Genomic DNA, 20,336 nt, shown 5'->3' on the forward strand with positions numbered 1-20,336 from the left:
GTGCTGTGAAAGTGCTGCGTCTTTGGGCAGGAAGCTTAATGTTAAGACCATATTTTATCAGGACTAAAAATAATGAATACGACGATTGAATACACTGCATTCGGGTGCAGAATGAATGACTCTATGCACGTTAGAGGGGCATTTTTAGGTATAAAAAAGGGAAAGCAGATGCTTTCCCTTTGGCTTTAATAGACTAAAACAAATTAACTAGCATTACGCTGCTTGTATTTGATTAGCTACGGCAGCAGTTTTTGCTTCAAGTTCTTCTGGGTCGAAATCATCCACATTGATGGTTTTCAAACGCCCAACTTCAGCTCTTTCGAGTAAGGCTACTTCAGCATCGCTTAACACGCCTAGTGCTTTACCTTCTGCGGCAACCTTGTCTAACCACATAAATGGTAGACGTTTGCCAGCTGCTTTACATACCTTGTCATACACTGGCTCAGAAGCCAGAATATCAAGTAAGGTTTGTTCTTGAATGCCCACAACGTTGTGCTCTGAAGGAGTCCAGAATTGGCCTTGACCTAAACGGTCACGACTCGCACATGGCGTTTGCATGATCTTAGAAACTTTATGATCAAGCACATCGCTAGGACGTTTTAATGGGCGACCGAATGGGAAGATAACAGCACGAAGTGCAATGCCAAGACCCATAGGGAAATTATCTAATAAATCATCAAGTGAGCTTTGTAGTTTATACAGTGAATCTTCTACAGCCCATTGAACTAAAGGTAAGTCTTCAGTTAAACGTCCTTCGTCTTCATAACGTTTTAAAGTTGCAGATGCGAGATATAGTTCACTTAACAAATCACCTAATCGAGCAGAAATACGTTCTTTACGTTTCAGGTTACCGCCTAAGGTTGCCATCGCTAAATCAGATAGCAAAGCTAGGTTGGCACTAAAGCGGTTCATATGTTGATAATAACGTTTTGTTTTATCGCTATAAGGTGATTTAGATAGTCGACTTGACGTTAACCCCATCCAAAAACTTCTAACAAAGTTAGACATAGCAAACCCAATATGACCGAAAATGGCATTATCAAAGTTACTTAATCCTTGTCCTGAAGTGGTATCAAAAGCAGATTCCATTTCAGCTAATACATATGGATGACAACGGATTGCACCTTGACCATAAATGATCATTGAGCGGGTTAAAATGTTTGCACCTTCAACGGTAATGGCAATTGGTGCAGCTTGGTAACCACGGCCTAAATAATTATTGGGGCCGAGACAAACACCTTTACCACCATGAATATCCATAGCGTCAATAACGCACTTTTGCATTCTGTCGGTTAAATGGTATTTAACAATGGCTGAAATAACCGAAGGTTTCTCACCTAAACCAATACCAACAGTCGTTAACGAACTCACAGCATCCATCAGATAAGCGTTACCACCAATGCGTGCCATTGGCTCTTCAATACCTTCAAGCTTACCAATCGGTAATTTAAACTGACGACGAATACGTGCATAAGCACCAGTTGCTAACGCTGCAGTTTTAACACCACCGGCAGAATTAGATGGTAGGGTAATACCACGACCTACAGATAAACACTCAACTAGCATGCGCCAGCCTTGGCCGGCCATTTCTGGACCACCAATAATAAAACTAAGTGGTACAAATACTTCATTACCGCGTGTTGGTCCATTTTGGAACATACAGTTTAGTGGGAAGTGACGACGACCCGTTTCAACGCCTGGAATATCTGTCGGAATTAACGCACAGGTAATACCTAGATCTTCAGTATCACCTAATAGTCCATCTGGATCTCGAAGTTTAAATGCTAAACCCAGAACAGTGGCAACAGGGGCTAGGGTAATGTAGCGTTTGTTCCATGTAAGCTTCATGCCTAACACATCTTCGCCTTCAAACTCACCTTTACATACAATACCAAAATCAGGAATTGCACCCGCATCACTACCAGCTTCAGGGCTTGTTAATGCAAAACAAGGTACTTCAAGTCCTTTAGCGAGACGAGGTAAATAATGATCTTGTTGTTCTGGGGTGCCATAGTGCTGTAATAGCTCACCAGGACCTAATGAATTTGGCACGCCGACAGTTGACGCAAGTTCACTGCTCAGACCGGCTAATTTTTGTAGTACACGTGATTGTGCGTACGCAGAAAACTCAAGACCACCGTATTTTTTCTTAATGATCATGGCAAAGAAGCCTTCATCTTTAAGGTATTGCCATACATCTTGTGGTAAATCAGCAAGTTCGTGTGAAACTTGATGTTGATTAACCATTTTACAAACGGTTTCAACTGGCCCATTGAGGAAGGCTTGCTCTTCTGCGGTTAACCGTCCTTTAGGGTAGTTATGAAGCTTGTTCCAGTTTGGGTTACCCGCAAACAGATCAGCTTCCCACCAAGTTGTTCCGGCTTCGATGGCTTCTTTTTCAGTAGAAGACATTTCAGGCATGATGCCTTGATAAACTTTAAGTAGTGGACGAGAGATAAAGTTTTGACGAAAAGATTTTATATTCAGTGGTAATGCGAGGGCTAAAAATACTATCCATGTTACACCACCAACAATATCTAATACGCTGCCAATGAACATGACAGCAGCTGCAGCGATTGTTGCCGTTAATAACGACACCCGCATATAAGTTGCGGCGCCAAGAACTGCGATCATGGCGATGATCCAGGTAAGGGTAGTCAAAGTCTTTCTCCTTAAAGCCCTCAAAAAATTGAGCACTTACAAATTAATGATCCTATTCACAGAACTGAACGTGGTCAGACCTGTATCACATAAAATTAAACCTTACTGACCACGATTACAAGTTTTTTCAAACAATTGTTTAAAATATTTTAAGCAATAAATATCCACAAAAAGTTTTTCACTAGGTACAATAGTCATTAGGTAATTTTTTGACTTTTAAAACATTTTTAAGGCGTGTTTCATGTGTGAATTACTAGCGATGAGCGCTAATGTTCCAACTGATATTGTGTTTAGTTTCACAGGTTTAGCTGAAAGAGGTGGGGTGACTGGCCCACATGTTGATGGCTGGGGAATTACTTTTTATGAAGGTAAGGGCAGTCGAACTTTTAAAGATGCTTGCCCAAGTAGCGAGTCGCATATTGCGAAGTTAATTAAATCATACCCTATTAAAAGTGAAATAGTTGTAAGCCATATTCGTCAAGCAAATCGTGGATGTGTTTCTTTAGAAAATACCCATCCTTTTACACGTGAATTATGGGGAAAGTATTGGACTTATGCTCATAATGGTCAGCTTTCAGACTATCAAGATAAGTTTGTTGTTGAACGTTTTCAACCTGTTGGGGATACCGACAGTGAATTAGCTTTTTGTTGGATTATGGAACAGGTGTTAGCTGAATTTGGCCATAAGCAACCAGAAGACATGAAAAAGGTCTTTAGTTTCATTTCTGGACTTGCGGATGAGATCCGTGCTTTAGGTGTATTTAACATGATTTTAAGTGATGGGGTTGATTTGATGACCTATTGCAGCAACAACTTATGTTATATCACTCGTCGAGCACCGTTTGGTAAAGCTACTTTGATTGATACAGACGTCGTAATCGATTTTGATAAAGAAACCACACCGAATGATGTTGTTACTGTTATTGCGACAAGACCACTGACCAATAACGAGCAATGGCATATATTATCGCCAGGCGAATGGAAGTTGTTTAGACAAGGTGAACTACAAGTCTGTTAACAATACTTATGGTTTTATACTGAACCCAAAATAGTCTTCTATATAGGGCGAATGATTTAACTGAGATTATTTAACTGAGATTGTTTAACAAGGATTGTTTCTAAGAGGCTGTTTTAATAAATAGCTTTTAAGAGAAAGATTTTAAGAGATAGTTGCTACAGTGAATATTACTGACGAAAAGCAATTATCTCTTAAGTCAGCATATCCTTATTCCTTAGAATGTACTGTTGGGGCTTCCATTTTTTGTGATTCAAAAAAATGGTAATTGTCTAATTGGATATCCAGTTGTTTACTGCCTTTAGAAAAATGGCTTAATCGAACAGGTAAATAATTTAAATCAGGTGCCATCCAAAAAAACGTTTGTCGCTTTTTACTGTTACGAACCACTTCAATTTTAACCGTTTGATAAGTACCACTATCAATAATGACTTGCTCTTTACCCACAATTTTAAATTCGTAGTCATCAAACTCTTTTTCTTTGACCATATCGTAATGTAATGTTTTAGGGTTTGAGTACATATCCATTCTAAATTGCAGTTGTGCGGTTAATGGATCAAGCACATTTTCTGCGTATTCAAGTTTTTCTCTCTCTTCTTTATATATTGTATGAATGACACCTTGTGACGCTGCAAATGCAGTTTGCTCACTGTAGTCGCTGCCAGTACCCGAGCGTTCACTCATATAGCGAATTGGTTTTATTTTTCCCTCTACTAACTGAAATTCACTTTTAATATTGCGTACATCGGAGAGCATTAACAAACTGACATCACTATCAAAACGATATTCATAATAGCCGTCACTACTTGCTGGTAATTGATAGCGTGCTTTACCCAATTCAATACTGCCATAATAGACTTTGTATTCCGCATTGTGTGGAGTCAATGGCTTCAAAAAGTCTTGATGTAAACTTGTTTCAGCAGGCTCTGCAGCGATTACGGGGCTTGAAAAAGTCATCATACCTGTGAGTATTACTGAACATATCTTAATCAAAATTAGACCTATACATGATGTTAAAAAGGTAAGGACAAAACCAAGGTTGCCATGTCTGGTTTCCACTCAAATTTCGACAATGAAATCTTGCCTTTGTTCACTTCTATTCCTTCTGATTTTAGTCGTTCTTGTTGATTTTGGAAATGAAGGGTGTTGAGTTTAAATGAAATTTTGCCTTGGCTATTGATGACTCGGTGCCAAGGAAGATTAAGATGCTCAGGTGCTTCTTTTAACGCTTTAGATACATATCGGGCACGACCTGGAAGTCCTGCGAGATCGGCCACTTTACCATAGGCTAACACATTTCCAGATGGGATCATGTTAACGATAAACCAAATTCGTTGTTTCGGGGATAGGGTGGTCATAACTATGTTCTATAGCAGTAAAAACAACAGCATAAATCATTCAATTCGTTATAGGAAACCCTCAGATGATTATATTTTTAATGCGAAGTAAATGATAATTAAATGACAGTTAAGTAAATACACAAGAAATGCGATAGCGCACCAGCAAGGACAAAGAGATGCCAAATAGCGTGATTGTAAGGAATACGTTTATTTACGTAAAATACCACGCCAACGCTATAAAATGCACCACCTGCAAGGAGCAAATTGAAACCTAAATCTGTCATACCTTTTATCAAATCACTCATTACGGTGACACACAACCAGCCCATGATGAGATATAGAATGACTGAAAAGGCTTTAAATTTTCCTATAAACAAGGTTTTAAAAATGATACCCCCTAGCGCTAATAGCCAAATGGATGCTAAAACAATATTGGCTTGTTCACCATCGAGGCTAATGAGCATTAAAGGTGTGTATGTACCTGCAATCAAGGTATAAATTGCACAATGGTCCGCCATTTTGAATCGTTTTCGCCAAATTGGACTGGTACTAGAGTGATATAGGGTTGATGCAAGAAACAGCAATACAATACTTAAACCATATATAGCAACACCAAGTAATTCCAAAGTCTTTAACTGCCCATATCCCTTTATTAACATTGCGGAAAATGCTGCGATACCTGCAACAACACCAAGCCCATGAGTGAGACTATTAGCCATTTCTTCAGTAGCACAATAGTCAGCCTGATGACTGCTTGTTTGATTTAATTGTTGTTGCGCTCTTAACTCAATTGACATTGTTGCATACGACCTAGATAAGCAAATAGGAAATTAGAGTAACAGCTTAAATCTGAAAAAACCACCACTTTAGCTTACACGTGTAAGCTTATTTATGGTGTTTATTTTCAGTAGCTTAGATAATTATAAGTAGAAATAGTCGGAAATACGGATAAGAATTGAACTAAATTTAATCTTTAGTATCTGAGGTTAACTGAGTATGTTAAATGATTTATATAGGTTATTTTATGATTGAATTCATAGGGCTAATATTTCATTAAGCCGTATTCATGCTGCCAGTATATAGAGTAAGTGACCTGCTAAATGTTAACCATCATAATGCGATAGGAAGCGCTAATGAAACAACCTCGAGACAACTCTGTTGAATCTAAAGCACATGTTGATAAAGCTTTTAAAGTAGAGTCTCGTAGTGAAGAGGTTGTACCAATTGAGTTTAATCAATATGAATTGGCAGTTATCTCGAATAAAGCTGACCCTATTAAGTCGTCTTTGACTCTTGCTCAAGATGAGAACGCGATTGTCACCCCTGTATTACCCCCTGTTATTTCATCTCAACATGAACGTCATAATAAAGCTGTTAATCCAATAAATCATTGGAAAATGGCTCTGATGATCATTGGAATTTCAGCCGTTCACATAGTAGGTTTTTGGTTATTAATGCAAGTCGCAGACAAAACGGTTGATGCATTTGTCGAGGTTGTTGGGTCACAGGAAAATGTGGCAGAAACTCCAAGTAAAAAAGAAATTAACGCCTACTTTATGACGGCAGAGCAGCTAGCCGCAATACAGGCATCTTTGCAGCAAGAAGATGAAACGCCAAAACAAAATACTCAAGATGTTGCCACAGAACTACCAGCGATTGATGAGGCATCAGATAAGCAGCGAGAACATAAAGCTGAAGAAGCATCGATAAAAGAAAATGATTTGCAAAAATCAGCACCTGAGCTAGATGAGAATGCTGCAACTGCCAGTCAAGAAAGAACAATGGCGCCTGAACCAGAAAAAGCACCTGTTGTTGAAGTGACAATGCAACAGATTCAATCACAACAGGACTCTGAACTCAAAGCGGTGGTTAAATTAAGTGATACCGTTAAAGCGAAACCTTCACTGTTACAACAAGTTGAGTCAGAACAAGCGTTTAATTGGAATAACGTTGAAAGTATGTACTTGCAAGATATTGAGCAAGTGAATAGCGATAATCATCTTTTTGACAGTGATTTGTTTTCGTCCGAATCAGGGGCAATAGGTATTGGTAGTAATGACAAGCTCGCCATTATTAATCAAGCGAGCCATGACATGTTAAAAAACTTGAATCAGCAATCGCTGGATTTATTAATCGGTAATCAAGCACGCAATGCAACATCAAACAGTGGCGCAAGTGTGAGTGAAATGACACCGGAGATGGAAGATATTGAACTCATTATTATTGAAGATACTCGTCAAGCAACAACATTTGATCACCGTTTAGATCCGAATCGAATTATGCGTCAAGGTGATACCTGCTATCGTGTTGTTAAACTGCCTACGCAAATAAATCCTCATGCTGAAGGGTTAGGTTATGCAGAGCCCTGTGATAGTGCCAAAATGAAGAAAGCCATTTCAAAGTCAATTGAGAAAAGGTTAGCTAAAATTCGACTTCCCTAAATGATTTATTCGTTTGTTGGAGATTTATTTAAGTTATTTGCTTTCATTAATATTCATTCAACTTATATTTAAATAAGTTAATTTGAAGTATATATAATATTTTCAGGTTATTACCTTAACGTAATTTTCGAACGTAAGGTGAAGTGGCTTGATATAAATTCACTTGTAATTTGTTATTTAAGCTGAGTATACTGCTGACATCTTGTCGGAGTGCCTTATGGCTGAGACCGTTTATTCGGGATCCGTTGAACCTGATCAGGTTAAAACCTGCGAAGGAAACAAGCAGTTAATTTGCTCGTTTTTTTGCTTAGCGTGTAAATGATTCGCTTCAAAATAAAGCCGTTTATGCTTTGTTTCTAGCAAATTATTTCTAATGTAAAAGCATAGAAAGTTTACGCTCAAGGATCATTTTTGAGTAAACTGCATCAGCAAATTACGGAGTTTTTATAACTCGCTCGTCATCAACATCATTCTCCAGACAAGCAACTCTATTTAATTAACTTTGAGGTTGCTAATGTCAAATCGTCGTCAAACCCGTGAACAAGCCCAAGCGTTTATTGATACGCTAAAACCACTACAACATCCTAACTCTGAAAAAATTTATCTGACAGGCTCTCGAGATGATTTGCGAGTCGGCATGCGCCAAATTCATCAAACGGACACCATTATTGGTGGCAATGACGAGAATCCGGTTACCGAGTCAAACCCACCAATAAAAGTTTATGATTGCGCGGGGGCTTATTCAGATCCTGAAGCCAAAATTAATGTCCGTCTAGGTTTAAACAAATTTAGACAAGCATGGATTGAAGAGCGTGAAGATACTGAGCAGCTTAAAGGGGTTAGTTCTAATTTTACTCAGCAAAGATTAGCTGACGATGGGTTAGATCATTTACGTTTCGAGGCTTTAGTGTCTCCTAAACGCGCCAAAACGGGCAAGTGTGTTACACAGATGCATTATGCTCGACAGGGGATTATTACTCCTGAAATGGAATACATCGCGATTCGTGAAAACATGGCTCGGGAGCAGGTTACCGATAAGATCTTAACTCAAAAAGCTCAAGGAGAAGCCTTTGGGGCAAGTATAGGTCAGCCAATAACTGCTGAATTCGTTCGTTCAGAAGTGGCTCGTGGTAGAGCAATTATCCCGCTTAACATCAATCACCCTGAAGCTGAGCCAATGATCATTGGCCGAAATTTTTTGGTTAAAGTGAATGCTAATATTGGCAACTCAGCGGTGACCTCGTCTATTGAAGAAGAAGTAGAAAAACTTGTCTGGTCAACTCGATGGGGCGCCGATACGGTGATGGATTTATCCACTGGTCGTTATATTCATGAAACCCGTGAATGGATCATTCGTAATTCGCCTGTGCCGATTGGAACTGTACCCATTTATCAAGCGCTTGAAAAAGTTAATGGCGTTGCTGAAGATTTAACATGGGAAGTGTTTAGAGATACTTTGATTGAGCAAGCTGAGCAAGGGGTTGATTACTTCACGATTCATGCTGGGGTATTGCTTCGCTATGTGCCAATGACAGCAAAACGACTGACTGGCATTGTTTCTCGTGGTGGTTCGATCATGGCGAAGTGGTGTTTAAGCCATCATAAAGAAAGTTTTTTATACGAGCATTTTAGAGAAATTTGTGAGATTTGCGCCGCATATGACGTGTCACTGTCACTAGGTGATGGCATGCGCCCAGGCAGTATTGCTGATGCCAATGATGAAGCGCAATTTGCAGAATTAGAAACGTTAGGCGAATTGGTTAAAGTGGCATGGGAGTATGATGTTCAAACCATTATCGAAGGTCCTGGGCATGTACCAATGCAGCTCATTAAAGTGAATATGGAAAAACAATTGGCTCACTGTGATGAAGCGCCGTTTTATACTTTAGGCCCTCAAACTACAGATATAGCTCCTGGATATGATCACTTTACGTCAGGTATTGGTGCTGCGCAAATGGCCTGGTATGGCGTTGCAATGCTGTGTTATGTCACGCCTAAAGAGCATTTAGGTCTGCCAAATAAAGAAGACGTTAAGCAAGGGTTAATCGCTTATAAAATTGCGGCTCATGCTGCGGATGTTGCCAAGGGGCACCCTGGCGCACAAATTCGTGATAATGCCTTATCTAAAGCCCGTTTTGAGTTTCGTTGGGAAGATCAATATAACCTAGGTTTAGACCCTGATACAGCAAGGGCGTATCACGATGAATCATTGCCACAAGAATCCGCTAAAGTCGCGCACTTTTGCTCAATGTGTGGCCCTAAATTCTGCTCGATGAAAATCACGCAAGAAGTACGTGATTACGCTGCCAAACAAGAACGTGAAGCAGGTAATAACGTGGTTTCTCAAACCATTTCTGTGGTAGATGCAACTGCATTTAGTGCTTCTCAGGTTAATGATCCTCAGCATATTGAAGCGGCCATGGCACAAAAGTCGGCTGAATTTAAAGCCACAGGGTCAGAAATCTATCAACCACTCAATAAGACGAGCGATAAGCTTGAAATGGAATTGGAATCTGAGTCTGTTGAGAGGTGATTCATGGACCAATTTCATCAACAGCGTCAACAACCACAAAGTGCCAAGCCTATCGTTTGGACGATTGCTGGCTCTGATAGTGGTGGAGGCGCAGGAATACAAACCGATTTAGCGACAATTAATGATTTATCATGCTTTGGCTGCAGTGTTATCACAGCATTGACGGCGCAAAATTCCGTGACTGTTGCAAAGGTTGACGCTGTTTCTCAAGAAATGTTACTCGGCCAGCTAAATGCTTTGGCCGAGGATTTAGCGCCATCAGCAATAAAAATTGGCTTAATTGCCAATCAAAAACAGCTTGAATTAATAGCTCGTTGGATAAAATCATTTAAATGTCGTTCATTGGCCTTTAAGACTATCCCTATTATTTTAGATCCGGTTATGGTCGCAAGCTCTGGAGACAGCCTCAATAGTGAGTCTGAGTTAGATTTTACGCCATTCAAAGGGCTAGTGGATTTGATTACCCCCAATGCCCATGAACTTATAAAGCTAACCCAATCGAATATTGATATTGATGCTCAGCATGGCTTTTATCAAGCGTCATGTTGGTTAAGTGAATATCTAGATTGTCATGTGTTGGCTAAAGGTGGTGATACTCATGGTTGGCAAGGTGATAATGCCATTGATTTATTTGTCTGTGAGGCAGTTTTAGGTGTCAGTGAAGAACACCAATTTCAGCGATATTGGCTAACCGCACCACGAGTATTAACAGCAAATAATCATGGTACTGGTTGCACGCTTTCAAGTGCAATAGCTGCCTTTATGGCCAAAGGTTTTGTTTTGCATGATGCGATTGTCATGGCAAAAGCATATGTTTTAAAAGGCTTAACCTATAGTGTTAGTTATGGGAAAGGCGCAGGACCTGTAGCAAAAACAGGATGGCCAAGTGATATTAGTTATTATCCTAAGATTTCATATTATATCAATAATACATTATTGCTCGATAGCGCGTTAAACCATGATGCACAGGCTAATGAGTTTGTGCGTTTGCAACGTGATATCGGCATTTATCCAGTTGTTGATGACATAGCGATGCTAGCGCAATTACTGCAAGCGAATTGCACGACCGTACAATTACGAATCAAAGCCGACAGTCTTGTTTCTAGCGAGCAGCTTGAGCGAGATATTAAGCAAGCTATTGCATTAGGTAGACAATACAATGCGCAAGTATTTATCAATGATCATTGGCAACTGGCTCTAAAACATAATGCATTCGGAGTGCATTTAGGGCAAGAAGATGCGATTCTCGCTGATTTACCAGCCCTTAAAAGTGCAGGCATTGCATTAGGTCTTTCTAGCCACAGTGTGTTCGAAATTTTATTGGCCAATCAATTAAAACCTTCTTATATCGCACTGGGGCATATCTTTGCCACCACAACCAAAGTGATGCCTTCTAAACCGCAAGGTTTAGAAAAGCTTTCGATTTATGCTGAGTTGTTAAAACATGTTTGTCCAACCGTAGCAATAGGTGGGATCAATGAATCGGTACTCGCACAAATTAAGCACACAGGTGTAGACAGTGCTGCTGTAGTGAGAGCCGTTACAACCGCAAATGAGCCAGCTAGCGCCTATTTAAAGCTGTACAAACAATGGTTAGCACCAGAGTTTAGTCCTCATCGTGCGAGTGATAGCCCTATAGATCTAGTCACAAGTAGCTCTCAGTTAGAAGAGGTGTGCGATGAGTAAGGCTTATGGACTGAGTGACCAGCAATTTATGCGCTTTTCTGCGCAAATATTACTGCCTGAATTTGGTGAGTTGGGGCAGCAAACACTGCAAATGAGTAAGGCGGTAGTCATTGGAGTCGGTGGCTTAGGCCATGCTGTGGCTCAACAACTCGCTGCTGCAGGTATCGTTGAATTAATATTATTTGATGATGACAAGGTTGAACTTTCTAACTTACCTCGGCAGCTGTTATTCACAGATTCGGATATTGGTAAAGCTAAAGTAACCGTTGCCGCGCAAAAACTATCGTTAGCTTATGAAGACTGCACAATAACAGCCCGTCAAAAACGCTTCACTGAACAGGATGCTGCTGTACTGCAAAGTGTCGATATTATTTTCGATTGTACTGATAATTTCGAGTCTAGATTGCTGAATAATAAAGTCGCGGTTAAGTATCAAATACCCCTAATTAGTGCTGCTATTAGTGGTTACCAGGGGCAATTATTGTGTGTTGCGCCGGCATATGACCCTTTATCAATAACCGCATCTATGCATGACACGTCACTAGCAAGTTCAATGCAAACTAATTCAACACAAACTAAGTCAGCAAAAACACTGCCAAATATCCGTAGTGGCTGTTTTCAATGTCTGTTCCCAGAAGATACCTTAATGACTCAAAAGTGTTCTGATCTCGGTGTATTAAATGCAGCAGTGCTTAGTGTCGCATCAATGCAAACACTGATGGGATTGCAATGGCTTAGTGGTGACGATGACGCGAAACAATCATTAATAGGGCTGTTACATCTTTTTGATGCTCGCAGTTTGCAATGGCGTCAAGTTACGCTGAGTCAAGATGCTGAATGTCCCGTTTGTTATACAAGTTAACCTAACTGAGCTAGGTAAGGCTGGAATATATGATTACGATAAAATTTAATGGCTTACAAGAAGAAGTAGGTCATAACCCGAGTTTGTTGCAGTTAATTGAGTCAAAGGAAATTAATCCTAAAACAGTGGCCTTAGTGCTGAATGAACAAGTGGTACCAAGAAGTCGTTGGGCTCAAATTGAGTGTCAAGATAGCGATAAAATAGATATTTTTTCAGCGGTAGCAGGAGGCTGACATGTTAACTATTGCCGATCACCAATTTGAATCTCGGTTATTTACCGGAACTGGCAAGTTTTCTGATACTGAAACCATGTTAGCTGCATTATCGACTTCGCAATCGCAGCTGGTCACATTAGCCATGAAACGTATCGATCTCAGCAAGAACTTTGATGACTTACTCACGCCTTTACAAGAAATGGGGGTGAAACTATTGCCTAACACCGCTGGCGCTCGTACAGCGAAAGAAGCCATTTTTGCTGCTGAGTTAGCTAGAGAAATGCTTGGTACTAATTGGGTTAAACTTGAAATTCACCCAGATCCTAAATACCTGATGCCTGATGCTATAGAAACGCTTGCTGCAGCCTCAGTGTTATGTGAAAAAGGCTTTACGGTGTTGCCATATGTTCACGCAGATCCAGTGTTATGTCGTCGACTTGAAGAAGTTGGCTGCGCTGCTGTGATGCCACTGGGCAGCCCAATAGGCAGCAATCAGGGTTTAGCGACAGAACCATTTTTAGAAATCATCATAGAGCAAGCCAATATACCAGTCGTCATCGATGCTGGGATAGGTGCGCCTTCACAAGCGTGTCGGGCAATGGAAATGGGAGCTGATGCTGTGTTAGTTAACACAGCAATTGCGAGTAGTGCCAACCCTCAACATATGGCGACATGTTTTAAAGATGCTGTTAACACTGGGCGTATGGCTTATCTTGCAGGTCTTGGTAGTGTGACAAAACATGCTGAACATACCAGTCCATTGACACATTTTTTAGAGAGCTGATCAAACTGAGAAGTTTATATAAACCTTAGAGGTTATTTGATGGACGGTAGATTTTCTATCAGGATGAAACGATGAGTTTTAGTGATTATTTTAAACAATTAGACCTCGATAAGTTGTCCATGAAGTTATATTCCTGCACAGCTAATGATGTTGAGCGTGCACTTGCCGCCCCGCAGCGTGATATCGACCACTTAATGGCACTGTTATCACCAGCTGCATCTGCATATTTAGAGCAAATGGCGCAGCAAGCATATCAGATAACAAGACAACGCTTTGGTGCCAATATTGGTATGTACTTACCTCTATATCTATCTAATTTATGTGCTAACGAATGTGATTATTGCGGCTTTTCAATGAGTAATAAATTGAAAAGAAAAACATTGTCTGATGATGAGTTAATAGCAGAAATTTCGATCATTAAACAACGTGGTTTTGATTCAATTTTATTGGTGTCAGGTGAGCACGAAACAAAAGTAGGAATTGACTATTTTAGCCATGTTTTACCAATAGTTAAGCAACATTTTAGCTATGTTGCTATTGAAGTGCAGCCATTAAAAACAGAAGAGTATCAAGCGCTTGTAGCATTAGGCTTAGATGCTGTTATGGTCTATCAAGAAACGTATCAACCTATAACTTATGCTAAGCATCATACGCGTGGTAAAAAACAAGACTTCGTCTATCGGTTAACTACACCTGAGCGTGTAGCTAGTGCTGGTGTTGATAAAATTGGTCTCGGAGTATTACTCGGTTTGGATGATTGGCGTTTAGATGCACTGTTAATGGGGTATCATCTATCGTATTTAGAACGTCGCTTCTGGCGTTCTCGTTATAGTATTTCTCTACCAAGATTAAGACCTTGTACTGGTGGTGTGACCCCGAAAGTTGAGTTAACTGATAAAGGCTTAGTGCAAATGATTTGTGCATTCAGATTATTCAATGCGCAACTTGAGATTAGCTTGTCAACACGTGAAGAACCTAGCTTTAGGAACAATTTACTGCCGCTTGGCGTCACCAATATCAGTGCAGGGAGCTCAACAGAGCCTGGCGGGTATCAAAACCCTAATACACAATTGGATCAGTTTGAAATAAGTGATGAACGTAGCGCCAGTGAAATGGCAAATACTATGCGTACTATTGGCTTAAACCCCGTTTGGAAAGATTGGGAAAAAGCTTGGTGCTAGAAGTAAGGTTCATACACAATCTTCTTTGTGCAAGGGAAGAAAATTGAAGCTCGCTCTCACTGTACAAATTGCATATTTTGTTTGATAATTGTTGTTAGTTTGATTGTCTACAAATTAGGGGCAACGAGTATGCAAATACCTTCAGCAATGAGTTCAGGTGTCCAAGGCCTTCAAGGGGCTCAGAATGATCTTGCTCAGGCAACCACCACAGTGGCTAAACCAGAACCGGTTCAAACTTCATCTTCGGCCTATTTAGCTGAAGATACAGTTAGCTTGAGCAGTCAATCAAATTCGTCAGATAAAGTGTCAGCACTAATTGATGCTCAACAAGCGGTGAATCATGGTCAAGCATCTGCAGAGGTCATTAATGTCGCCAATGAAAATGTTGGCACAATTATCGATTTATCTGTTTGATTATGATTAATGCGGTTAGCCACAGTTTGAATCCTAAAATGATTCAAACTGAACAAACTGTCACTCAATATAGCCAATCAGCTATAGCTAGGAATGCTGTAACGCCGTTAACGGCAGTTTCAAATTCCGAAAAGACCACGACCTCATCAAGCCTGGTTTCAACTCAAGCTTCAAGTCAATCTGCTCAAGTATTAACTCAATCAACAATCCAAGCATCAAGTCCAACAACGCCAACGTTTATTGCACCATCAACACTAGTCGCACCTTCAAAGACTGCACTAGTGACGTCAAGTAAGAGTGAACCTACAACGTTACATGCGCCTGAAATATCACCTTCTCAAATTCGTCAGATGGATGGTGCTAGCCATGCTGATAAGCTAGCATTTCAAACGATAATTCCTACGGGGGCCTCATCACAGACTGCTATTTCTCAAACTTCATCAGAAAATAGCGCGATCTATAATTTAAAAACCGGTGCGGTCAATGTTGCAGGGCTATTGGGAGCGAGTGATATCAATCAAGCCGCTACTGTCATGCTAAAGAATGAGAAATCAACGGAACAGGATCCCATCATTAATCCTAATGCTGACACTTCTCAATCTGTGAACTCCGAACAAGCGGTCACAAGTTCTAGCCAGCAAGAGCCGACTGAACAAGAACAATCTGCAGAAAAAGATAAATTAGAAAAGCAAGACCAAGTAGAGCAGGCAGAAAAAGAACAAGCTGATCAGGAAAAGGTTCAACAACAAAAAGATGAAGCAATTATCAAGGCACTTGCAGCAAGAGATCTTGAAGTTAAAACTCACGAACAAGCTCATGCAGCAGTCGGTGGCAATTATGCTAACTCTCCTGAATATACCTACGAAAAAGGTCCGGATGGTAAGCGTTATGCAGTAGAAGGTAAGGTAAACATTGATGTCGGCGTGATAGAAGGGGATGCTCAAGCTACGGTTACTAAGATGCAGAAAGTTTACGCTGCAGCAATGGCACCCGTTCAACCTTCATCAGCAGATTTACAAGTCGCTGCAGAAGCAACTCGAAAATTAAATGAAGCCAAAAAAGAGCTTATAGTCGAGCGACAAGAAAAAGTAATGTTGACAGAGGAAACTCAACATATTAATGACTTAGGTCAGATTTTTAACAATGTTGATGGTGACAGCCTCAATAGTGGACTAGAGCTTGAACAGCTTAATTCCACATTGTCTGATCAATCAAACTTTCAACCAGGCCCTCAATCAGAACGTGAAACCAATACACGTTTATCAGCAATTGATATCGCTGTTTAATCAATTATCTGCAATATGCTACAGCGTTACCGTCTATTTAATAAAAGCCTAAAGTCGAGTAAGCCCGTGCTGTTGTAGAATCAGCGATTCCAATAATTGGCTAGCAGGACCTTGTCTATCGCGGTTGGGTACAACCAGTGAAAGTTGGATTTTCCGACTTGTGCTGCCGATTAATGACAATCTATGTAGTGACTTATTAGCAATATCTTCACTGACTAAATAAGCGGGTAACCAACAAAATCCCAACCCATTTTTTAAAATGGTAATGGCCTCATGAAAATTAGTTACCGTCCAGCGTTGTTCTGACTTGAGCCAACCTGTCTCGATGGTTTTTTCTTTCGCGGTATCTTTAATAACGATTTGCAAATGTTGCGCTAATTCTTGATCGTCATTAATCACTGATTGTTGTGCTAATGCGTGTTCAGGGGAGCATACTAATATCATTTCTGATTCACAGATAGATTCTGCAATAAAGCCTTTCGGGGGAACACCACAAATAGCGATATCTGCTTGTTGTTGCGTAATTAACTCATGAGTACCAGAAATGACAGAATCGATAATAGTGACTCGAGTGCCCCGACTATGTGGTAAGAAGGCTTGCAATGCACCGACTAAATAGTGCATCGGGTAGATGAGTTCTCGAGCAATAGTTAAATTTGGCTCCCAACCTTGTCCTAGATTACTGGCAAGTAACTCTAAATCATCCACAGTTTGAGTTAAATGACGGGAGCGTCTTAGTAATACTTCGCCTTGCTCAGTTAGGTAGGCTTTTCTGCCTTTAACTTCAAGTAACTGAATACCGAGTTGTGATTGTAATTTAGCGACTGCATGATTAAGTGAAGATTGACTTTTATTCAGTTTTTCAGCTGCTTGCGCGTATCCACCGTAATCCACAACTGATTGTATTATTCGCCATTGCTCTAGGGTGGATTTAGCTCTACTCATTTTTTCTCTATTTATATTTAACTATTTTATATAAAAATGGCGCGTTGTATAACGCGCCATATAACAAGTTAAGCTTACTTGTTTGGTTTAATCTTCTCTTTTGAAGTGACTTGCACTGGCAAATACTTTTGAGTTGCTTTGATATTTGCTAAGTATGGGCCTTTATGCAGCGTCTTTGGCCAATCTAATAACATCATTGCTAGCACATTTCGATGTTCTCCCATGACCATATCAGGATTTCCTCTTGGTGATGGAATAAGCTGATACTCAGGATTAAACGAAGAGGTTATGTGATCTTGAGTTTTCTTCACCACAGGATGATCTCTCTGGCCTGTAAGTAAGAAACTAATTCCTACTTCGGCAATAATATCGTCAGTGGCGTCAGTTAAAATTCGTTCAATATTGCTATCGAAATAGTCTAAAATCCATTGGAATTCTTTTTGACTCACTTCTTGTTGATAATAGCCGCTTGCAGCAAAAATAAAGTGCGTCATACCGTAGAGTTTGTTTCTAAATTGCTTTTTATCTAATTCAGAATCCTGCTCATTTGGGTAAGTCTCTATAAACGCTTTTTTATATTCTGCGACATAATCGCCAACACTAAGCTGTTTAGCCCAATATACATAGTTTACCAGTTGTGCTGCCCATGCTTTTATCATTGCAGGATCAGTTAATGCTGGCGCTAAATCGTATGATTTTACTGCCTTAACCATTTGCTGATGACAAGGTCCCATAAAGCCTAATTCATCAGTTCTACTTGCATAACGTAATAAAATATCACTGTAGAAAATGAATTCAGGGAAGGGAGCTAGTGCTTTTTTACGAGCTTTAGCACGAGGGCCTTTACCTAACACGCTAATCGCTTGTTGGCTTTGTTCATTGATAAAATTAGGTTTATCTACGTTACAAGCAAAGAAGTTTTGGCGCTCAGTAATGGTAATAAGATCAATTAATGCAGCATTAGAATACTTCTCATCACCTGTCATTCGATACATTCTTAAACCATAATGCCCTTGAATTCTTGGCGGCAAAGAATACATGTTTTGTTCTAGGTTCACTTGAATTGCACTTCGTACTTGTTCATGTGTGAGCTGGTGATCGTTGGATTCACCAGTTTTAGCGAAACTTGCACCAGAGGTGAGTAACAAAGAAAAACTAGCTAAACAAGCAAATGATTTAATCTTTCGAATTGCCGTCATTTATGGTTCTCCTGATGATGGATGAAATATCAGTGGGTGGCGCTAGTATAATGGCCAATTGCTCGCTGAGAATTAAATTATCTTCATTAACAATAAAAATTTCAAAAACTTGACGCGCTGTTACTGACGATTTACGAGAGTGAATAATGACATTAACAAGTGCTTGATACCATAGCGGTAAATAATACTCGATGCCTTCGTTAGCAATGCCGTTAAAACTATAGGTTAAATCTGCCGCTTCATACCAGTGTGAATTAAAACTATTATAAAAAGTGTTGTGTAAACTTGCTGTGTCTAAATGAGATGTTGAATAGAACTGCATTATTAACTGACTTCTAAACACTCTTAATTGCTGCTGATAAACGCTAGCAGCTTGCTCACGCGCCGAGGCTTGCAAGTGTGGGACACGCAGTTGTATATATTGGCTTAACCAATGCTGACCAAGTTGATGGTGGTCCGCTGAAGCGCCAAATTTATTGTTTAAGTAAAATTGGCTGCCTCTAGCAAGTCCCGAAATAGCTTGCGCTATCGCGTCAATAACGTTTAATGCTTGTCTTCTATTTTTGATTTTTTCTCGATAACTGATGCTAACCTGTGCAAATTGATGGCCGATCACAGGGTAACGTATGGTGTGGGTCGCTGTTTTTTCGCCAGGGTGGATAAATAACTCGCCTAATAAACGCTTGTTATGCCAAACACGTATAGTCGAATTTTGATTTGCATTTAACGTGAGATTTTCTGTATCAGTATCAGTATCTGTATCTTTATCTGTACCGGTAACGTTTAAATTATTAGTTTGTTGTGAGGGTAGATTATTATCGAGCTTATGAGCATAAGGCTTAATCACGTCGAATGTAACACCAAAATCACTCAGCACGTCCATGCTTTGTTCGATTAACGTTAACGCTGACGTTGTGCCCTGATATGCTTGATGAGGCAGCGTTGCGAGATGCTGACCAATATTCCATGGGGCTACATTGATGTTGTTTGTTTGAGAATTTAAAAATCTTGTGATTTGTGCAGAGGTTAAATTGCTGTCGTAATATTGCGCTGAGTAAATTGATGGCTTAGCGGCCTTAGATGCCATTTTAATTGTTTTAATTGCAGCAAGTGGCGTTTTATTTTTGTCTTTCGCTCTTGTTTGGTAAGCAATCCAAGCACTTTTTCTGCATTGTTCATCAGGTTGTAAAATAAGGTATTTTGCTAAACTGATATCAAAATCTTTCTTATTTCTTTCGTTAGTTTCTACGTTACTCATGTCGAGCGTTTCTTTTGACTTGATTCCCGCTGTCGCTGAGTTAATTGGTTGAGGTAATTCACAGCCAGATTGATTAAATACCATTGAGAGATGTTGGCTTTGTAAGTTCCGCCTAATTGTTGCTTGCGCATTATGGAGTTGCGACTTGAGGTTAATATCTAACTGTGTGGCTTTTAATGTGGCCAGTCTTAAGGATAATTTGGCGTAGGTAGGCTCATCATTATCAAGCTTACTGATCAACTTCGTTAAGTTAGGAGAATTGAGCATGGTTTGTAATTCATCAGCAAGATGTAGCTGACACATTAAGATGCTTTCACGTTGATTATCTTGGGCTAAATCACGATAGTAATTCAGTCTATCATTGATGTTATTAAAGCCAAGGGTGAGCTGCTCAAATTGAACTGCTTGAGTTGAAGCACTGGCTTGAGTATCAAGTTGAGATAATGTTGGCTTAAATTGCAAACATTGCTGAATGAAGAGGTTTAAAGGACTGGCAACTGCCGGAGCAGTTGCCAT

Annotated in this window: 17 protein-coding genes and 1 riboswitch; of the genes, 10 read left to right on the plus strand and 7 right to left on the minus strand. The window is 39.9% G+C overall.

From position 1 onward, the window contains the following. Positions 1 to 213: 213 nt before the first annotated feature. Complete coding sequence (fadE, locus tag ACGEDC_RS17940; RefSeq protein WP_394494840.1) at positions 214 to 2,661, minus strand: acyl-CoA dehydrogenase FadE; 2,448 nt, start codon at positions 2,659 to 2,661, stop codon at positions 214 to 216. Positions 2,662 to 2,902: 241 nt separating this feature from the next. Between fadE and ACGEDC_RS17945 the strand changes: the two genes are divergently transcribed. Then, positions 2,903 to 3,679: a class II glutamine amidotransferase gene (locus ACGEDC_RS17945; RefSeq protein ID WP_055025884.1), complete on the plus strand. Its 777-nt coding sequence runs from the start codon at positions 2,903 to 2,905 to the stop codon at positions 3,677 to 3,679. Positions 3,680 to 3,886: 207 nt separating this feature from the next. Here ACGEDC_RS17945 and ACGEDC_RS17950 read toward each other — a convergent pair whose 3' ends face one another. From ACGEDC_RS17950 to trhA, 3 genes are all read right to left on the minus strand, one after another. Continuing rightward, positions 3,887 to 4,669 carry a DUF3108 domain-containing protein gene (locus tag ACGEDC_RS17950; protein ID WP_372038668.1) on the minus strand — a complete coding sequence of 261 codons (783 nt, stop codon included), beginning with the start codon at positions 4,667 to 4,669 and terminating at the stop codon, positions 3,887 to 3,889. Positions 4,670 to 4,689: 20 nt separating this feature from the next. Further along, positions 4,690 to 5,034, minus strand: a complete 345-nt coding sequence (locus ACGEDC_RS17955; RefSeq protein ID WP_394494843.1) for an MGMT family protein — start codon at positions 5,032 to 5,034, stop codon at positions 4,690 to 4,692. A 98-nt stretch (positions 5,035 to 5,132) separates the two neighbouring features. Further along, the gene (trhA, locus tag ACGEDC_RS17960; protein ID WP_394494845.1) at positions 5,133 to 5,813 is read right to left on the minus strand and encodes a PAQR family membrane homeostasis protein TrhA; all 681 of its coding nucleotides are present in this window, start codon (positions 5,811 to 5,813) and stop codon (positions 5,133 to 5,135) included. 336 nt (positions 5,814 to 6,149) lie between these two features. Between trhA and ACGEDC_RS17965 the strand changes: the two genes are divergently transcribed. The 9 genes from ACGEDC_RS17965 (at position 6,150) to ACGEDC_RS18005 (ending at position 16,418) form a co-directional block, all read left to right on the plus strand. Continuing rightward, positions 6,150 to 7,457, plus strand: a complete 1,308-nt coding sequence (locus ACGEDC_RS17965) for a hypothetical protein (RefSeq protein WP_394494847.1) — start codon at positions 6,150 to 6,152, stop codon at positions 7,455 to 7,457. A gap of 196 nt (positions 7,458 to 7,653) precedes the next feature. Next, a riboswitch (TPP riboswitch) is annotated at positions 7,654 to 7,752 on the plus strand. A gap of 219 nt (positions 7,753 to 7,971) precedes the next feature. Further along, complete coding sequence (thiC, locus tag ACGEDC_RS17970; RefSeq protein WP_394494849.1) at positions 7,972 to 9,990, plus strand: phosphomethylpyrimidine synthase ThiC; 2,019 nt, start codon at positions 7,972 to 7,974, stop codon at positions 9,988 to 9,990. 3 nt (positions 9,991 to 9,993) lie between these two features. Continuing rightward, the gene (thiD, locus tag ACGEDC_RS17975; RefSeq protein ID WP_394494851.1) at positions 9,994 to 11,676 is read left to right on the plus strand and encodes a bifunctional hydroxymethylpyrimidine kinase/phosphomethylpyrimidine kinase; all 1,683 of its coding nucleotides are present in this window, start codon (positions 9,994 to 9,996) and stop codon (positions 11,674 to 11,676) included. Beyond that, the gene (locus tag ACGEDC_RS17980) at positions 11,669 to 12,538 is read left to right on the plus strand and encodes a HesA/MoeB/ThiF family protein (protein WP_394494853.1); all 870 of its coding nucleotides are present in this window, start codon (positions 11,669 to 11,671) and stop codon (positions 12,536 to 12,538) included. Before thiD ends, ACGEDC_RS17980 begins: the two co-directional genes overlap by 8 nt. A gap of 29 nt (positions 12,539 to 12,567) precedes the next feature. Further along, positions 12,568 to 12,771: a sulfur carrier protein ThiS gene (thiS, locus tag ACGEDC_RS17985; protein WP_065108213.1), complete on the plus strand. Its 204-nt coding sequence runs from the start codon at positions 12,568 to 12,570 to the stop codon at positions 12,769 to 12,771. Between the two features lies 1 nt (position 12,772). Further along, positions 12,773 to 13,537: a thiazole synthase gene (locus ACGEDC_RS17990; RefSeq protein ID WP_394494856.1), complete on the plus strand. Its 765-nt coding sequence runs from the start codon at positions 12,773 to 12,775 to the stop codon at positions 13,535 to 13,537. A 71-nt stretch (positions 13,538 to 13,608) separates the two neighbouring features. After that, the gene (gene thiH / locus ACGEDC_RS17995; protein WP_282166864.1) at positions 13,609 to 14,718 is read left to right on the plus strand and encodes a 2-iminoacetate synthase ThiH; all 1,110 of its coding nucleotides are present in this window, start codon (positions 13,609 to 13,611) and stop codon (positions 14,716 to 14,718) included. A gap of 129 nt (positions 14,719 to 14,847) precedes the next feature. Then, positions 14,848 to 15,132 carry a chemotaxis protein gene (locus ACGEDC_RS18000; RefSeq protein WP_282166865.1) on the plus strand — a complete coding sequence of 95 codons (285 nt, stop codon included), beginning with the start codon at positions 14,848 to 14,850 and terminating at the stop codon, positions 15,130 to 15,132. Between the two features lie 38 nt (positions 15,133 to 15,170). Continuing rightward, positions 15,171 to 16,418 carry a putative metalloprotease CJM1_0395 family protein gene (locus tag ACGEDC_RS18005; RefSeq protein ID WP_394494859.1) on the plus strand — a complete coding sequence of 416 codons (1,248 nt, stop codon included), beginning with the start codon at positions 15,171 to 15,173 and terminating at the stop codon, positions 16,416 to 16,418. Positions 16,419 to 16,466: 48 nt separating this feature from the next. Here the strand turns inward: ACGEDC_RS18005 and ACGEDC_RS18010 are convergent, their stop codons facing one another. The 3 genes from ACGEDC_RS18010 to ACGEDC_RS18020 form a co-directional block, all read right to left on the minus strand. After that, on the minus strand, positions 16,467 to 17,363 hold the full coding sequence (locus ACGEDC_RS18010; RefSeq protein ID WP_192022608.1) for a LysR family transcriptional regulator: 897 nt from the start codon (positions 17,361 to 17,363) through the stop codon (positions 16,467 to 16,469). Positions 17,364 to 17,437: 74 nt separating this feature from the next. Next, entirely contained in the window at positions 17,438 to 18,562 is a 1,125-nt protein-coding gene (locus ACGEDC_RS18015) for a DUF3541 domain-containing protein (protein ID WP_394494862.1), read from the minus strand. Continuing rightward, complete coding sequence (locus ACGEDC_RS18020; RefSeq protein ID WP_394494864.1) at positions 18,540 to 20,336, minus strand: hypothetical protein; 1,797 nt, start codon at positions 20,334 to 20,336, stop codon at positions 18,540 to 18,542. The genes ACGEDC_RS18015 and ACGEDC_RS18020 overlap by 23 nt, the downstream gene beginning before the upstream one ends.

It is taken from the genome of Shewanella sp. ENK2 (assembly GCF_043568515.1).
GTDB classification, from domain to species: domain Bacteria; phylum Pseudomonadota; class Gammaproteobacteria; order Enterobacterales; family Shewanellaceae; genus Shewanella; species Shewanella japonica.

Bases quoted from the DNA above. Each gene is read 5' to 3' on its own strand.
- ACGEDC_RS17945 (WP_055025884.1), top strand. From the start codon at position 2,903: ATGTGTGAATTACTAGCGATGAGCGCTAATGTTCCAACTGATATTGTG.
- thiS (WP_065108213.1), top strand. From the start codon at position 12,568: ATGATTACGATAAAATTTAATGGCTTACAAGAAGAAGTAGGTCATAAC.
- ACGEDC_RS17980 (WP_394494853.1), top strand. From the start codon at position 11,669: ATGAGTAAGGCTTATGGACTGAGTGACCAGCAATTTATGCGCTTTTCT.
- ACGEDC_RS18000 (WP_282166865.1), top strand. From the start codon at position 14,848: ATGCAAATACCTTCAGCAATGAGTTCAGGTGTCCAAGGCCTTCAAGGG.
- ACGEDC_RS18010 (WP_192022608.1), bottom strand. From the start codon at position 17,363: ATGAGTAGAGCTAAATCCACCCTAGAGCAATGGCGAATAATACAATCA.
- ACGEDC_RS18005 (WP_394494859.1), top strand. From the start codon at position 15,171: ATGATTCAAACTGAACAAACTGTCACTCAATATAGCCAATCAGCTATA.
- ACGEDC_RS18015 (WP_394494862.1), bottom strand. From the start codon at position 18,562: ATGACGGCAATTCGAAAGATTAAATCATTTGCTTGTTTAGCTAGTTTT.
- thiC (WP_394494849.1), top strand. From the start codon at position 7,972: ATGTCAAATCGTCGTCAAACCCGTGAACAAGCCCAAGCGTTTATTGAT.
- ACGEDC_RS18020 (WP_394494864.1), bottom strand. From the start codon at position 20,336: ATGGCAACTGCTCCGGCAGTTGCCAGTCCTTTAAACCTCTTCATTCAG.
- ACGEDC_RS17965 (WP_394494847.1), top strand. From the start codon at position 6,150: ATGAAACAACCTCGAGACAACTCTGTTGAATCTAAAGCACATGTTGAT.
- trhA (WP_394494845.1), bottom strand. From the start codon at position 5,813: ATGTCAATTGAGTTAAGAGCGCAACAACAATTAAATCAAACAAGCAGT.
- ACGEDC_RS17990 (WP_394494856.1), top strand. From the start codon at position 12,773: ATGTTAACTATTGCCGATCACCAATTTGAATCTCGGTTATTTACCGGA.
- ACGEDC_RS17955 (WP_394494843.1), bottom strand. From the start codon at position 5,034: ATGACCACCCTATCCCCGAAACAACGAATTTGGTTTATCGTTAACATG.
- thiD (WP_394494851.1), top strand. From the start codon at position 9,994: ATGGACCAATTTCATCAACAGCGTCAACAACCACAAAGTGCCAAGCCT.
- thiH (WP_282166864.1), top strand. From the start codon at position 13,609: ATGAGTTTTAGTGATTATTTTAAACAATTAGACCTCGATAAGTTGTCC.